The organism is Paenibacillus aestuarii (genome assembly GCF_027789125.1).
Taxonomy (GTDB): domain Bacteria; phylum Bacillota; class Bacilli; order Paenibacillales; family NBRC-103111; genus Paenibacillus_E; species Paenibacillus_E aestuarii.
The window spans coordinates 41,714-56,497 of the sequence record NZ_JAQFVF010000065.1; the positions used below are offsets into that span (position 1 = coordinate 41,714).

15 protein-coding genes are annotated in these 14,784 nt (G+C 51.3%); 2 read left to right on the forward strand and 13 right to left on the reverse strand.

The genetic code is table 11. The features are described 5' to 3' along the window. The 10 genes from O9139_RS23610 to O9139_RS23655 form a co-directional block, all read right to left on the reverse strand. Window positions 1–1,131: a carbon-phosphorus lyase complex subunit PhnI gene (locus O9139_RS23610; RefSeq protein ID WP_270884212.1), complete on the reverse strand. Its 1,131-nt coding sequence runs from the start codon at window positions 1,129–1,131 to the stop codon at window positions 1–3. Further along, entirely contained in the window at window positions 1,131–1,727 is a 597-nt protein-coding gene (phnH, locus tag O9139_RS23615) for a phosphonate C-P lyase system protein PhnH (RefSeq protein WP_270884213.1), read from the reverse strand. The genes O9139_RS23610 and phnH overlap by 1 nt, the downstream gene beginning before the upstream one ends. A 14-nt stretch (window positions 1,728–1,741) precedes the next feature. Continuing rightward, entirely contained in the window at window positions 1,742–2,167 is a 426-nt protein-coding gene (gene phnG, locus O9139_RS23620; protein ID WP_270884214.1) for a phosphonate C-P lyase system protein PhnG, read from the reverse strand. Window positions 2,168–2,261: 94 nt separating this feature from the next. After that, window positions 2,262–2,963: a GntR family transcriptional regulator gene (locus tag O9139_RS23625; RefSeq protein ID WP_270884215.1), complete on the reverse strand. Its 702-nt coding sequence runs from the start codon at window positions 2,961–2,963 to the stop codon at window positions 2,262–2,264. Window positions 2,964–2,982: 19 nt separating this feature from the next. Further along, a complete protein-coding gene (locus O9139_RS23630; RefSeq protein WP_270884216.1) occupies window positions 2,983–3,615 on the reverse strand; it encodes a DapH/DapD/GlmU-related protein in 633 nt (210 codons plus the stop codon). A gap of 17 nt (window positions 3,616–3,632) precedes the next feature. Further along, window positions 3,633–4,493 (reverse strand): PHP domain-containing protein, encoded by an 861-nt coding sequence (locus O9139_RS23635; protein ID WP_270884217.1) that lies wholly within the window; start codon window positions 4,491–4,493, stop codon window positions 3,633–3,635. 595 nt (window positions 4,494–5,088) lie between these two features. Further along, on the reverse strand, window positions 5,089–5,526 hold the full coding sequence (locus tag O9139_RS23640; RefSeq protein WP_270884218.1) for an HIT family protein: 438 nt from the start codon (window positions 5,524–5,526) through the stop codon (window positions 5,089–5,091). Between the two features lie 120 nt (window positions 5,527–5,646). Beyond that, a complete protein-coding gene (locus O9139_RS23645; protein ID WP_270884219.1) occupies window positions 5,647–5,868 on the reverse strand; it encodes a hypothetical protein in 222 nt (73 codons plus the stop codon). A 31-nt stretch (window positions 5,869–5,899) separates the two neighbouring features. Beyond that, a complete protein-coding gene (locus tag O9139_RS23650) occupies window positions 5,900–6,160 on the reverse strand; it encodes a DUF5132 domain-containing protein (RefSeq protein WP_270884220.1) in 261 nt (86 codons plus the stop codon). A 45-nt stretch (window positions 6,161–6,205) separates the two neighbouring features. After that, the gene (locus O9139_RS23655; RefSeq protein WP_270884221.1) at window positions 6,206–10,930 is read right to left on the reverse strand and encodes a cation-translocating P-type ATPase; all 4,725 of its coding nucleotides are present in this window, start codon (window positions 10,928–10,930) and stop codon (window positions 6,206–6,208) included. 168 nt (window positions 10,931–11,098) lie between these two features. Here O9139_RS23655 and O9139_RS23660 point away from each other — a divergent pair, with 168 nt between their 5' ends. Continuing rightward, window positions 11,099–11,284, forward strand: coding sequence for a hypothetical protein (locus O9139_RS23660; RefSeq protein WP_270884222.1), 186 nt, complete (start codon window positions 11,099–11,101; stop codon window positions 11,282–11,284). Between the two features lie 113 nt (window positions 11,285–11,397). Next, a complete protein-coding gene (locus O9139_RS23665) occupies window positions 11,398–11,772 on the forward strand; it encodes a hypothetical protein (protein WP_270884223.1) in 375 nt (124 codons plus the stop codon). A gap of 240 nt (window positions 11,773–12,012) precedes the next feature. On the opposite strand, the gene O9139_RS23670 is transcribed toward O9139_RS23665, so the two are convergent. The 3 genes from O9139_RS23670 to O9139_RS23680 form a co-directional block, all read right to left on the reverse strand. Next, window positions 12,013–12,606: a hydrolase gene (locus O9139_RS23670; protein WP_270884224.1), complete on the reverse strand. Its 594-nt coding sequence runs from the start codon at window positions 12,604–12,606 to the stop codon at window positions 12,013–12,015. Between the two features lie 29 nt (window positions 12,607–12,635). Next, window positions 12,636–13,847 carry a multidrug efflux MFS transporter gene (locus O9139_RS23675; RefSeq protein WP_270884225.1) on the reverse strand — a complete coding sequence of 404 codons (1,212 nt, stop codon included), beginning with the start codon at window positions 13,845–13,847 and terminating at the stop codon, window positions 12,636–12,638. Window positions 13,848–13,922: 75 nt separating this feature from the next. After that, window positions 13,923–14,753, reverse strand: coding sequence for a helix-turn-helix transcriptional regulator (locus tag O9139_RS23680; RefSeq protein ID WP_270884226.1), 831 nt, complete (start codon window positions 14,751–14,753; stop codon window positions 13,923–13,925). Between the last annotated feature and the right edge of the window lie 31 nt (window positions 14,754–14,784).

Sequence of the window (14,784 nt, forward strand, 5' to 3'; positions counted from 1 at the left end):
TTACACCTCCTGGCCTTTCTCAGCTGAGCCTTTTCTCGTCTTCCGAACGTCGTTCAGCTTCGCTTGGAAGGTCACGTAATGCGGCATTTTCAAGTGGGAAATAAAGCCTGTAGATTCCACGGAATCGATATGGAACAGAACGAATTCTTCATTTTGCGTTGGGATCAACTTGTCGCCTTTTTCAAGGCTTTTATCCAAAATGCTCATAGCAATGGCTTTCGTTTCGTTCTGGCCGTAGCAGAGGCCATATCCGAACTCCAAGCTCAGCTCTTTTCTGCCATTCTCTTTTTCCACGGTTGCCGGAACGAGCATTTCAACTTCCGTGACTTTCACATCGCCGATAAAATAAGCATCTTCCTCATCCGCATCAGGTGTCAGCGGGCTGTTGATATAGATCGGGAGGTTGCCGACACGCAGCTCGCCGACAGTCGGGTGAACCATGCCATAACCGCGAATGACCGCGTATGCTAGCGAGGTTACAGCGCCGGTTTGGCCTCTCGTCAGCACCTGCAGCTTCTCGCTGCGCGACGCTGGGAACGTCAAGCTTGTGCGCGTCACGTCGTCAGGCTCCGTGTTGTCGAGCGGGCAATCGGCGATAAGCCCTTCCTTGCGCAAATAGTCGAGCACCTTCGGGAAGCGGCCGTCGTGCGTATCGCCATTCTCCTCGAGTTCGGCGCCTTCCAGTGCGTTGTAAGCCTCCAGCCATGCCGAGGCACTCGCATTCGTTTCATCCATCAGGTCAAAATCCAACAGCCGGTGCGAGTAGTCCGTCGAAGAGCCGAGAACCTGGCCGCCCGGGATATCCTTGAAGGAGGCGGAAATTCGGCGTTCCACCCGCATATCTTCCGAATGCACGGTGCGGGAATAATGCTTTCTAGGCAGCGTCGATCGGTAGGCGCGCAGCAGGAAAACCGCTTCTTCGGGATTTCCTTCGGCTTGTTTGATAGCTAATGATGCGAGCTGCTCGCTGTACAAGCTGCTTTCCGACATCACTTGATCGACAAGCCCTCTCATCCCCGCCGAAACCGCCTCGACATCCAGCACCACGCCCTGCCGTAAGCGTTCATATTGAATTCGTCTGAGCGATTCTTCAATCGCGCGCGTTCCGCCTTTAACCGCAACATAACCCATTAAAGGATCGCCTCCTTCGCAACTTGAGTCGTTCTAGGCAAAGCTAGCAGGCGGTGTGTGTTATCCGTAAAAATCAAATCCAAACCCAGCGGGAATTCAACATTACGTTCTGCGCGAACATCGACCCAGCTCCCGTCCATGTCGATCTCCGCCTGCGCGACCGATTGAATGCCAGGACCGCTCAAACGCAGCTTCGGTCCGCCAGTTAAGCTAGACGTCTCCATGATGACCGTCGCAGCGTGGTGCGGATCCCGCAGCTCGCCGATTTTAGCCGCCTGCATCGCCTGCAGCCTTTGTTCTTGGGAGGCATCGCTCAGCACGAAGATGTAATCCGCTTCTTCAAGCGCTGCTTCTTTCGCATACGTCAGTTGGCTCAGCAGGTGAGCCGCTTGCCCTTCCCGCTCCGCTACGACTTTGAAGGTCACCTCGGTATCGAGCAGCATCTGGGCGACGATTAACGTCGCTGGCAGCAAGCTCGGAAGCTCGCCGAGCTTGCCGGCTTCTTCCGCAACGCTTGTTATAAGTCCAGGACGTGACATCGAATCAACTAGCTGTCTATATGCGCTTTGTATGTCATGTACCATATCCAAGCTCATTGAATACACTCCTCTCAATCAATATCCATCGTTTCAAAATCAACCTTAGTCCGCATCACTTTCGCATGAAGTGCCAGGCGCTCCGCCTGGATGCGCTCGCCCTCAGCAAGCAGTGCAGCCGACCATGCCGCCGTCTCTTCCAGCTCTGCAGCATAGGCCGCATCGATAACGGCCAGGTGATAGGCCAGCTCCGGCTGATCGCCTTTCACAATCCCGATCCCCACAGCCCCGTTCGTCCGGACTTTGCATTCCGTTACCAGCACTTCGCCTAAGTAGAACAGGCTCTTCTGCGCGGTTTCCCGAACCTGGGTCATGACCAGACCATGATTAGGTTTCTCTATGACTTCGACTTGATAGCGGCTCAGGATGTCGTTTGCCAAAGATACGGCGAGATCGGGAGAGCCTGCGACTAAAATTTCCGTCCTTTGCTTGCGTTTCATCTCTAGGCCTCCTTTCGATAATTGAACTTAATTTTCCCATCTATTACAATATCTTGTTGCCATGTTAGCTGCTGTTAAGTTTGTGTAAACTGACTTAAATCGAATACGTGTACATGTCGGCACGGTACATCGTCCTGCTGAACTCCAAAGCGACACCCGTGTCACCGTCACTGCACTCCGATTCCAGCACTAAAAGCGGAACCAGGCTCGAACAGGCCAAGAGCTCCCGCTCGTACTTGTTCGGATGAGCCAACCGCAGCGTAGTCCCTTGCGATTGAATCCGGTGAAAGCCATGGCTGTGATAATATTGGTAAATAGAGGTAATTGCTTTCCCGGCATGCTCGATGTCCGGAAATACCGATTCAGGCACATAGGAGATGTGCAGCGCAATCGGCTTGCCATCGATAATCCGCAGGCGGCCGACTTTAAACACCCGTATCTCCTCACCTACGCCAAGAGCTTCATAAATTTTGTTGTTGAATTCGATCGGCTCACAATATAAATTTTTGGATTGGTACTCGTAGCCAAGCTCAAGTATCTTCTGGCTAAAACTTTTGTCTGTGTTAAGCACGAGCGGAATGCGCAGATTCCTGTCTTGGACGAAACTGCCTTTGCCCTGCTTGGAGTATATGTAGCCGAGCTCCTGCAGCCTCTCATAGGCTTTGCGAGCCGTAATTCTGGGAACCTTGAACCAATCGGCCAGCTCGTTCTCGGACGGTAATTTATCGTCGGGCTCATACTTGCCGGATTGAATCGATGCGATCAAGTGATCCATAATATCCATTTCTTCAGTCATGGCCGCCACCTCCGAGAAATTAGCCGTATTTTTTGATAAAGCTATTGATATCGTTCAATTCAGCAAATTTTTCCTCCAATAGCTCACGGGACCAATCCCACCATGCGATTTGCAGCAATTGATCGATCGTCTCCTGCGGGAACCTCTTTTTGATCGGCTTAGCTGCGACGCCAACCACAATCGTATAAGGCTCCACATCCTTCGTCACAACCGCTCCCGACCCGACAACGGCGCCGGTGCCAATATGGACGCCTTTCATAATAATTGCGCCGTGGCCAATCCACACGTCGTGACCGATGGTGACGCGATTGCCTCTGCGCCAGTTGAAAATGTCCTCATCATTGGTATTAGCGAACCCGTAGGATGCTCTGCGATATGTCATATGATGCTGCGTCACCCGGTCCATCGGATGATCGACCGGATTGATGCAGACGTGCGAAGCGATCGAAGTGAATTTACCGACTTCGGTGTAATTCAATGTGACATCGTCCATCGTGTACGTGTAATCCCCGATTCGGGATTCGATGATCTTGTTGTTCGGCCCGATCGACGTCCATTCACCAGCAAAGCTGTTCAGAATCTGGCTGCTTGGGTGCACCGCAGGCTTCACCGACAAAGGATGGCTGGCATGGGTTTGATGAATGTTTTTCATATCCAAACATCTCCTCTTTACTTCGCGAATAGCGCCTGTTTGCGCGCCTGGATTTCGTTTAGGGCAGCTAGCCCCGGGCTTTTGCTTCCAAACGCCACATCCTTCTCCCCGTAAAATCCGTGAAAATCCGAGCCGCCGGTCATGATCAGATTGTATTGTTTAGCCAGCTCGCTCGCTTGGCGTTCATCTTCTTCGTTATGCAGCGGGTGCCACACTTCAATGCCCTGAAGTCCTGCCTCGACCAGATCAGGTACTTTTTCAAAGCTTCGATATTGGCCGGGATGCGCCAGCACGGGAACACCGCCAGCCTGCAAAATAACCCGAATCGCTTCGCAGGCGTCAACATACTCTGTCGGGATGTAGGCAATGCCTGGCTGCTCGCCGTATTGACCGCGTGAGAACAGCTTTTTATATAAATCGCCGTATATGGCATCTGCATATCCTTTGTCAATTAAAGCGTGCATAATGTGCTGTTTGTAAACGCCCGTTCCGCCTTCCGCATACTTCATGACTTCTTCCCAAGTGATGTCGTAGCCCGCTTGGATCAACCGTTCGACTGCGGTGTGGCAGCCTTGATGCCTTTGCTCCAGCAGCGGATCGCACAGCGACTTGATCGCCGGGCTGCCGATCTCGATGTAGTAACCGAGAATGTGCACTCTTCTCCGCCGCTCGAAGTCGTAGGCCGAGATTTCAATCCCCGGGATGATGTCTACGCCACGCTCACGTCCCGTAAGCACCATTTGCTCGAGTGCTTCGGTTGTATCATGGTTGGTGATCGCCAGGTGACCGACGCCTTCTTGGGCGGCCAAGTCTAATATTTCATCAAAAGTAAACGAGCCGTCTGAAATTCGAGTATGGCAGTGCAATTCGATTTTCATAGTAGCCTCCTTAATGAACATGTATTTGGACTTGATGGTTAGGGATGCTTTGTTAGGTGACTTGCTTCAATCTTGCTATGTCCTAAGTCTAACTTGATGCCAAGTTGCAAAGGTTAATGCACTGTAATGCCAGCGTTAAGATTTTGTAAGGAAACCAACGATAAACCACATGATTCCATGTGAAGGTAAGAAGTTTTTGTTAATTTGGTTCGTTTTCATAGTAGATGGAAATAAAAGAGGAGCAGACCGCCGTGCGGTTTGCTCCTTCTTTATTAAGTTCGGAGGTGGCGATTACTCCCTCGAGCTGTCCACCCACACGCTAGTTTTCCAAGTTTAAGCTTGTTTTTCGCGCTTAAATGCTCGCGGCCACTCCCACCGCCGGACTTAGCGTCGAAAAAACAACGCTACTCACTCGTGCCGCCAGCATATAGCGGAAAAAGAGTTCCGCTATCTCGGCCATCCCGCGCAAAAAGAGCTTCACGCAGCATATAGCGGAACAGCAGTTACCCTACTCACTGGCTTTGCCTCTGCGCACGACAAATAGCGGAAATAACATTCCGCTATCCGCTGGTTTTGCCGCTATTCGCTTCCCTCGCTATCCCGCCGCCCCGCCCAACACAAGCAGCGCTTCGCGCAGCAGGCCTGCGGTCTCTTTTAAACGCCCCTTGGCGTTGGCGTGATCGGCTGGTTCTACCCAACCAAAGCCATCATTTTCATAGCGCGGGAAGAGATGCATATGATAATGCGTCAGATCATTAAACTTCCCGTTATTCTGCATGATCGTAATGCCGTCAGGCTGAAAATAGGCCTTCAGCAACCCTGCCATCGTTCTAGACGTTTGCATAATTGCGTTAGCCGTCATTTCATCCAAATCGTCGACATCATGATAATGACGCTTGGGCAAGATCAGTAAGTGTCCTTCGTTCAATGGCGCGATATCCAGAATACAAGTTACAAGATCATTTTCGAAAATGCAGTTCGTTTCCATAAGCTGATTGGCAAGTTTGCACCCTAAACAAAGGTCCTCTGACATTTCATCTCCCCCTCCATAAGGCGATGTGTCACACACCCTTTAAATATACCGCAAAAGTGCACCTCGCGCCGGGAATCCTACATAATCAAAGCGAGATCCTGCTCCTTGAAGCATGCGTTGTTACCGAATGCGTGGAAAAGTAATAAAACTAAGAAGATTGATGCGCGATTTTTTGCCTTTATCGCGAACTTGGCCGATGAACTCACCCAAAAAGTGCTCCCACTTGGAGCCAATCTCTTTTTTCGCGCTGTCGTTCTCCAGAATGTCTCTGACACTTTGATTTAAGGCCGTTTCCAGATGGACAAGCGCTTCTTTCAAATGAAAATCAATATTTTGCTCCATTGCTTTATTTGACTCCTTACCTGTTATCACTTTACTTTTCGCTATCCATCAAAGCAATTTCTTTATCCAACTGCCGCTTCATTCTTTCAAATTGAGCTTCAGCCACGATATCTTCCATTTCTTCCCTGGCCACCTGCAGAGCTGATCTAGCCCGCTGCAGCAAGCCAGCGCCGCCTTGCGCTCCAGCTGAAGCTAAAGGCCGCAACGTAGATTTGGCTATTGGAATTAAAGCCGACGCCGCAACCGTCAGAGCGGTTCCAATAATGATTTTGTCGATATTTTTTTGGATCATAATACAGCCTCACCTCTTGAAAAATCTTGGGGAGCACTGCGGAAATTAAGCCGCAGCACTCGCATATTCGCCGATAGACGGCATCTTGTTGTTCTCTTGTACGCGCGTGACCAGGCCGAGAAGCGGTTTGGACAGCAGCGAAATTGATCCAGCAACCCCCAGGATCGGCACCCAATGTCTGATCGCAAGTGGCGCTGTATGGAAGAAACCCGCTACAGGCGGTATATATAGCGCCGCAAGTAAAGCCAGCCAAGAGACACCGAGCGCTCCGAGTAAGAAGCGGTCTTTCGTCCAGTCGCGAAGCGTTTCATCCGAACCTTCTTGACGCCAGGAGAAAGTTTGAATCAGTTGGCCCGCCACCAGCGTCGCAAACGCCATGCTTTGCGCAACTGGAACTGGCGCTCCGGCAGCTAAACTGGCTGCAAATAAGCCAATGGCCCCCACACCCAGAAGAACCCCTCTGGTAATCACTTTGCGGTACAATTCTTTGTCGACAATGTCGGTTCGTTTCGTTTGTTTCGTCTTATTGCCCGGATTAACAGCTAGAATCATCGCCGGCAACGCGTCCGTCAACAAATTCATCAGCAAAATTTGAATCGGAACGAGCGGAATCGGAAGTCCCATCATGACAGCTGAGCTCGTCACAATAATCTCTGCCAAATTCCCGGTTAACAAGCAGCCCAGCGCTTTGCGAATATTGCCAATAATCGTCCGGCCTTCTTTGACACCTTCGACAATCGTCCCGAAATGATCTTCGGTCAGCACCATATCAGCCGTCTCTTTCGTTACTTCCGTTCCCGTCCGCCCCATGGCAATGCCCACATTGGCCTGTTTGATGGCCGGGGTATCGTTGACACCGTCGCCGGTCATGGCTACGATGTGCCCACGTTTTTGATAAGCAGTGACGATTCGCAGCTTATGCTCCGGTGTAACTCTAGCGAATATCGACACGTGGTCCACGATCTGCTCGAGCTCGTCGTCTGACATCCGTTCCAGCTCATGCCCGGTAACGACCTGCTCGCGCCCTGAATAGATGCCGAGCTGCTTCGCGATCGCAATCGCTGTAATCGGATGATCGCCTGTAATCATCACCGGTTTTACGCCTAAGTCCACAGCCTCGCGAATGCTGTGTTCGACTTCGGGCTTCGGCGGATCCATCATGCCGGCCATGCCCACGTAGATCAGTTCCTTCTCATCTACGCCATCCTCTCCTTCATGCTCCTCGATTCGCCGGTATGCAAAAGCTAGGACACGCAAAGCCTCCGACGACAGCTTTTCATTTTGCTGCAAAATCAACTGCTTCTGCTCTTCGGTTAAAGGGAAAACTTCGCCGTTTTTTTGATAACGGTTACTGTGGCGAAGAATCGTTTCGACCGCACCTTTGGAGAACACATAGCATTCCTGCTGCGCCTCTGTGTCTCGGCAAACAACGCTCATTTTGGCCGTGCCCGAGTCAAACGGGATCTCCAGACTGCGATGCCATTGGGTCATATCTTTGTCCCATTGCCCGGTCTTGGCGGCAAGGGACAGCAGTGCCCCCTCGGTCGGATCGCCTTTGGTGATCCACCGCTCATTCTCTTGCTCCAGTTTGCTGTTGTTGCACAGCAGGCAGATTTGCAGAATCCGTCTCACATCGGGATCTTCGCCGATTGCTCGTGACTCCTGCGTCTTCGACAGGAGTTCGGACGAGGCTGCCGCTTCAGGGTCAACCTCTGCAAAAGAGCCCACTGGCTCATAGCCCTCGCCGGTGACCGCCCAAGAACGGTGGGTCGTAGCCAACGATTTGACCGTCATTTCATTTTTGGTTAACGTACCCGTCTTATCGGTACAAATAATCGTTGTTCGCCCCAACGTTTCCAAGGAGGAAAGCTTACGAATCAACGCATTTTTCTTGGCCATACGGAATATGCCGGCACTTAGGGCAATGGTGATGGTCACAGGCAAGCCTTCCGGAATAGCCGAAGCGGCAAGCGTGATAGAAGTGGTGATCATCTGTGTAATCGGGATTCCCCGCAGCAGTCCGGTTACAAACACAAGTCCGCCGGCGACCAAAGCGCCTTTGACGAACTTTTTGCTAATCGATGTGACCTTCGCTTGAAGCGGTGTCACTTCTTTTTCCTGATTTTTCATAAGGGACATAAGATGTCCCATTTCCGTCTGCATTCCTGTGCGAACCACGATACCGGTCCCTTTGCCCCCGCACACATCGGTCCCCATGAACAGCATGTTTTTTTGCTCGGACAGCGGGCAATCGGCCCTCAAGCTGCTCTCGCTTTTATCAACTGGCAGCGATTCACCGGTTAAGGCAGCCTCGTTGACGCGCATATTCCAGGCGTTGAGCAAGCGAATATCGGCAGGAATCCGGTCCCCTGCTTCCAGACAGATGATATCGCCCGGAACGAGTTCCGTCGCCGACATGTCCACGAGTGCACCGTCCCTGATCGTACGGCAAGCCGGCGGTTGAAATTGATTCAGCGTCTCGACGACCTTCTCGGCTTTTCGCTCCTGAATCGTACCGATGGCCGCATTGGCAAGAAGGATGGTTCCCATTGCCAAGCCATCAAATAGACCGCCTGTAAACAATGCAAGTACAGACGTGCCAAGCAGGATCAGCGTTGTAAATTCCTTGAACTGCCCCAAGTAAGAAACGAGCCAAGGCGTTGGCGCTTTACTATCCAGCCGGTTAGGCCCATAACGGTTGCGAAACGACGCCACCTGCTCCGAGGTCAGGCCAAGGCGCTCATGGACGCCGAAATTTCCCGTCACTTGCTCTGGCGAAAGCGCATGCCATACAGGAATTTCCGCAGCCGCCGCAATCTCCGCTCGAGGCATTGGCGTAGACGTTACGGGATAAGCTGCGCTAATTTTTTGCGATCTGGACATAAAAATAAGCGAAAGCGCATCCGCAGCCAAATTGACGACAGGCGCGCTGATCATACCCATCGTTGCCATTGTCGTTCCCACTAAGTTCCATTTCCTGGTGACAGAAGCGTGCTCATGGATCGTTTGATCGATGATTCCCGCATAATCAGCGGTCTGCAATAACCCGGCCAGTTCATCGACAGTAACGGACGGCAATCCGGCTTCTTTATAAAAGCGGTTCAGCGGATTGGACTCCGGACTTGCGACAAATAAAACTTCCTCGCCACGCTGCTGCATAGCAGCGATAATCTCAAGGATTTCACCCTGCTCCCGCTGCGACCAACTTAACTCTAACCCTTGTTTGGCGAGCTGATCAGGGCTCAGGTGCAGGCTGTTATGCAATAGCTGAAAGGAACAGCCTTTGTCCACAAATGCAGCGACCGTGTGGCCATGCTGGTTCATCGCCGTTTCCTGAAGGCGGACAAGCATTCCTAGACATTCGCCGCCTTTGGCGCCAAACTTGGCAACGAACAGGACGCCGCTGCCTGTTTTCATTAATCTCTTGGCTTTTAATTCATAAGCCGAGCAGTCGATACCGTGCGCCCCTACATAAGCCAAGCTGCCGAGGAGGAGGGTATCCCCGTTGATTTGCCCGCGGATGCCTTGTTCTTGCTCTTCCACATGGAAAGCGGTGCGAATCGTACGGCACGTTCGCTTCGCTTTATCCCAGACCGCCTCTTTCCATGGATGGCTGCTTTTGGCCATGATGGACGCGGCGGAGCAGATGATTTTATCTGCCTCTTCTTCATTCCCTGTCACACAGGCTATCTCTTCAATGTCCGGTTGGTCAAACAGCAGCGACGTATCTTCAATTAAGATCGTCTTCGTGCGCGCCAGCTGCGATAAAGACCCTTTGTCCGGCATTACGTAATGCCGTTCATCGGAAATAAGCTCAGCTTGACTCCAAGCGCACTTCGCCGGCAAGATCATCGGCCGTGGGTTGGCGGCCAGCAGTACAGCGATGGCGCGCAGCGGATTTCGGGTCAACGCCCACGTTGCGGCTGCAGCGGCGATGCCGATTTTACCGGCTTTCTCGCTATAGGCTTGAATGTCCGGCGGCAGCGCGAACTCCTCCTGTTCATGCAGAACCGACTGGCTCCGCTTCCAGCTCACATATTGCAAAATGCTGATTCCGGCTAAGGCAACCAAGTTTTCGCGAATCAATGCAAGTGCCAGCGCACTCGTCCCTAATACAAGATCGGCATTGATTTCCCGCTTCTGCGAGAAGTTATGAATGCCTCTTTTTAAAAAAGGATACCCCGTGACGACCGACAGAAACGCCGACATAAAGAAGGGGGCCGGGCTTCTGGCTAACGCCGTCCTCCCCATCAATAATTGCTTCGCCCCAAGTACCGCTAGTCCACCTATAGACAGCGCCAGCGGAAGGGGAATTTTCCCCGCGGGTCTCGGTCGGCTTGGATTTGACTTGTGCGGAATGACCCGCATGTCGTCCGGCAATGCCAGTTCAGGGGCCAGCGTAACCGCCACTTCTTGTTTGACTTCCAGCGCAGCGGAGGCGGAGCAGGCAGCATCTGCTTGCTCATTGTCAGCGGTAGCATCGAGAGCTTGCTCAAGCGCAGGCTTAATAGGTGAAGCGGCTTGTCCTTCCAGTTCCAGCCTACGAATGATGCGGAAAATCTCTTCGCATGTGATTTGCTTATCATCATAGAGAATCAGCAGTCTGCCCGTAAGCAAACAAGGCTCTGCTTGATAAATCCCCTTGCGAGCTCTGAATGCTTGCATGAACAGATTAGCAGTCGCCTGGTTCCCCTGCAGGCCGTAAATTTCAATCCGCATTCGCCCTGGCAAGATGCGGAGAAACCTTTCTTTATTTCGTGCTATAGACATCCCGTTCTCTCCTATCCTATGACTTGCACGTTAATTTTTGCGGTTTGGTTATTATTCTCAAGCGAAAATGAAATATCCATTATTTCCTGAATTTCTTCATCGACAGATGAATGCATAATTCTTGCTTGAATTGGCATTATTAAGCATAAACGATATGGAGGGACTAACATGAACAAATCATTATTCGGACTTCTGCTTGGCGCCGCGGCTTTTGCTGTTGCCGTAAGCCCTGAAGGCAGAAAAGCAGCGCGTAAGCTTGCCGTTAAAGGGACTGGTGCCTTTCTCGATATGAAGGATCAGCTCAGAGAAGCATCCCAGCTGCAGTCCGTGCTTCAAACCGCCAAGAAGGAATAGGGAATACCCAAGGAGCTTACGCTTGGAAAATAGCGGCACCGCCGTACCCGTAACTTTTTGAACCACATGGGGCACAATCTTGATGTAGCTTATTACAACAAGGAGAGATGCGCATGTTTCAAGGCGGTTCTTTATGGGCAGGAGTCATTTCCGGGGGAATATCTCAATTCCAAGACACGAAGGATTTAACGAAAGGGCAGATGGACCGAAAACAATTTACGGTCCGAACGACAGGCAACGTGACAGGCGCTCTGGGGGTGATGGCCGGTATCGAATACGGAGCGGTATTAGGAACTGCACTACTACCTGGTGTTGGAACCGTCGTCGGTTCGATTGTCGGCGGCTTGGTTGGTAACAATGTGGGCCACTTCGTCGGGGCGCACGCCGGCAATGCCCTTGTTAACAACCGGCTGTTGAACAAAGTTACCGAATCGGTCACGATGACCGTTAGCAGCCCAGATAACCGTACATCGGATGCCATGTCCTAATCATTGCAGCATCAAGTTACTCGCTAGCCTTTCGCCATAGCGGGTTTTTTCTCTATTTTGATAGGAAAGGGAAGAAGCGCGATGTCAAATAGCGAAAACGATAACCCCTCGGGCTTCATTACGTTTCGTTGCAGTGCCACCTGGCAATTGGTTCGTAAACTTGGCGCAATCTTTTATAAGAAAAAGGATTGAATGATAAAAAATCTCCCGCCCTGATCAACGCAGGTGGGAGATTCCATTTTATTGAAGCGCGGAGATGACAGCATCCGCTGTCCGGATCTTGCCCAAGCGAGGAAAAATCGTGTTTACAACGTAGTCGTGCTCCTCTTTCGTCGTAGCTGTCATGGCTCCTTCCACGAACACTTGATTATAACCCAATTGGAAAGCTTCTCTCGCTGTCGTATCCACGCCGATCGAGGTGGAAATTCCGCACAGCACGATCGTGTCGATGCCGCGGCGGCGCAGCTGCAAATCCAGATCCGTCCCGAAGAAAGCCCCCCACTGCCGTTTCGTCACCACGTGAGCATCGTTAAACTGTTCCAGTTCGGGAATTAACGTGTCCCATCCTTCAGGCCATTGCATGGCCGCCGAGCTGGCATCTGTTTTCGGCTTTAACATATCTTTGCCGTCTACGGATGAAACTCGGACGAACACGACAAAGCCCCTTTTTTCCGTAAAAGCTTTCGTTAATTCGCTGGCTTGTCCCACCACTTGCTCAACGGAATGTGGCGCTGCATGGCGCGCCATATTAGCAACGCCCTTCTGCAAGTCAATAATCACCAACGCCGTTTTCCCCGCATCCAGTTTCAATTCTTCTGTTTGTTTTTCTACCATATCCCATCTCTCCAATCGGATTTATTTGATTAGTTCTTGTATAAAGCCAACTTATTTATGTTAAGTTTTTTATACACTTTGAAGTACACCCACACGGCATTGAGCAGCAATAAAGCGCTAGTCATGTAAAAAACGTACTGAATCCCGAGCCACGCGGCCACTTGCCCGCCCCACACCGCACCGCCGAAGGCGCCCAAATACATCGCTGACATGTTAAAACCGAATACCCGGCCGGTCAAGGAATCCGGCGTGATTCGCTTCATCAGCGCTTGTGCCGACGGACTAAGTCCAGCCGCCGCCAGGCCGAATAAGAACCGCAGCCCAGCTAACTCCCACGGATTATGCACAAAAGCTTGGGGAATAAAGACGATGCCGGCCACAATTAGCGCACCGAACAGCACTTTATGAGGCCCCACTTTATCCGATAGCTTGCCGAGACGGGGGGCGGCAATGATCGTTGCCAGACCCGAAGCGGAGAACGCAATGCCTGCAATAAGCGCAATATGATTCGTATTCCGGGCCAGTTGGCTGACATAAATCGTAATAATCGGTTCAATGGAATACATCGCTACCGTCAGGACAAAAAGCGTGATGAACAGGGTCAGCGTCAAGCTTTTTTCCGGCAGGCGGTTCCAAACGTCCTTCATCCGCATGATTTTTTTGCTTTGCGGTGTAAAAGATTCCTGAACGAACAGCGCCGTTGTCAGGAAGGCAATGAGCATCAAAGCGCCGGTCAAAAAAAATGAGCTCTGCATCCCCCATTTCTCCGCCATCCAGCCGCCGATCGTCGGCCCGATCAAGGCGCCCGATGTGTTGGCTGTCGACAACACGCCCATTGCCCATCCGGAATGCTTTTTATCCGTCTGTGTCGCAATCAGGGTCGTACAAGCCGTGCTGTACCCGGTAATGACCCCCTGCAGCAGCCGGAGCCCAATCAGCACGTATACGTTGTGGGCAAAGCCCATGCAGCCGATCACCACAGCCATGCCAAGGCTGGCTCGCAATAGCATCGGCTTACGGCCATATTTGTCCGCTGCGATCCCCCAGATCGGGGAGAAGATCGCCGAGACGATGAAGGTAATGCCAAAGGCAAGCCCTGCGAATTGCGTGATCGCGCCATCGCCCTGTATGCCGATCTGCTTGATATATAGCGGCAGAATGGGCGCGATCTGGCTCATGCCGACGCCGGTGATGAACATCCCGAACCAGCAGACGAATAGATTTCTTTTCCATACAGGCATACAAAAAGCCTTCCTTCTGCTTGAGTTTTACACCCTCATCTTAGCAGCCGGAAAGGCTATAAACCATGCATGATATTAAACGACATGGACATTTTTGCTGTAAAATTCCGATGGACTGACGCCCTCCGATTTCTTGAACATACGGCTAAAATAAAATTCGTCCGAAAACCCGAGCGCCCCGGCGACATCTTTCATTTTCCAGTTACCTTCCAGTATCATCTCCTTGGCTTTATCCATCTTCATCTTATTGAAGAGTTCAATGATGGAGTACCCTGTAATCGATTTGAACGATCGGGATAGATACGTCGGCGACAGTTGCACAAGTTCCGCCAATTGATTCAGCTTTATCCGTTGATGGATATGATCGTGCATATATTGAATCACTCTCTCCACTTTCAGCGAGGCCGAATAATTGGGTGTTGCTTTTCTAATATTTTGGGCAATAGCAATCCACAGCTGGTGAAGCAAAGTTTTGGACGAGAATTCATAGCCTGGCAGCTTCGCGGCCCAAGTCTCCGTCAGTCTTTTAAATACGTCCTCCACTTGATAATAATCAGTTAATTGCTGCGCGGGATGTAACGGAAGCGGCCCAGGCTCTTCTTGAATGCCCCACCGGCCTTCAATTTGCTCCACACGGACATAGCTGAAATGGACGGTAAAGCAGCGGACCGGAAAGCGCGGATCCGTTTCGATCTCATGGTGCACACCCGAGTCAATATATAGCAAGGTACCATCCTTGAGCTCATAAGTTTTATGATCGGCCGTAAACCGCCCCTTTACTTTGGCAAAAAACATCAGCTCGTGATGCTGCAACGTTCTGCTAATTTGGATGGGGGCCATGAGCGGTTGGCTGGTTTGCTTGAAATTACAATAATGAATGTGAAAGAACAGCTGTTTAAATTTCATAAAAGCCTCCAAGGACTGGACAATGTTTCCT

Excerpts from the sequence above, each read along its gene's own strand:
- O9139_RS23665 (WP_270884223.1), top strand. The coding sequence starts at position 11,398 with ATGTTTCAAGGCGGTTCTTTATGGGCAGGAGTCATTTCCGGGGGAATA.
- O9139_RS23675 (WP_270884225.1), bottom strand. The coding sequence starts at position 13,847 with ATGCCTGTATGGAAAAGAAATCTATTCGTCTGCTGGTTCGGGATGTTC.
- O9139_RS23610 (WP_270884212.1), bottom strand. The coding sequence starts at position 1,131 with ATGGGTTATGTTGCGGTTAAAGGCGGAACGCGCGCGATTGAAGAATCG.
- O9139_RS23645 (WP_270884219.1), bottom strand. The coding sequence starts at position 5,868 with ATGGAGCAAAATATTGATTTTCATTTGAAAGAAGCGCTTGTCCATCTG.
- O9139_RS23680 (WP_270884226.1), bottom strand. The coding sequence starts at position 14,753 with ATGAAATTTAAACAGCTGTTCTTTCACATTCATTATTGTAATTTCAAG.
- O9139_RS23655 (WP_270884221.1), bottom strand. The coding sequence starts at position 10,930 with ATGTCTATAGCACGAAATAAAGAAAGGTTTCTCCGCATCTTGCCAGGG.
- O9139_RS23660 (WP_270884222.1), top strand. The coding sequence starts at position 11,099 with ATGAACAAATCATTATTCGGACTTCTGCTTGGCGCCGCGGCTTTTGCT.
- O9139_RS23640 (WP_270884218.1), bottom strand. The coding sequence starts at position 5,526 with ATGTCAGAGGACCTTTGTTTAGGGTGCAAACTTGCCAATCAGCTTATG.
- O9139_RS23650 (WP_270884220.1), bottom strand. The coding sequence starts at position 6,160 with ATGATCCAAAAAAATATCGACAAAATCATTATTGGAACCGCTCTGACG.
- O9139_RS23625 (WP_270884215.1), bottom strand. The coding sequence starts at position 2,963 with ATGACTGAAGAAATGGATATTATGGATCACTTGATCGCATCGATTCAA.
- O9139_RS23670 (WP_270884224.1), bottom strand. The coding sequence starts at position 12,606 with ATGGTAGAAAAACAAACAGAAGAATTGAAACTGGATGCGGGGAAAACG.
- phnH (WP_270884213.1), bottom strand. The coding sequence starts at position 1,727 with ATGAGCTTGGATATGGTACATGACATACAAAGCGCATATAGACAGCTA.
- O9139_RS23630 (WP_270884216.1), bottom strand. The coding sequence starts at position 3,615 with ATGAAAAACATTCATCAAACCCATGCCAGCCATCCTTTGTCGGTGAAG.
- O9139_RS23635 (WP_270884217.1), bottom strand. The coding sequence starts at position 4,493 with ATGAAAATCGAATTGCACTGCCATACTCGAATTTCAGACGGCTCGTTT.
- phnG (WP_270884214.1), bottom strand. The coding sequence starts at position 2,167 with ATGAAACGCAAGCAAAGGACGGAAATTTTAGTCGCAGGCTCTCCCGAT.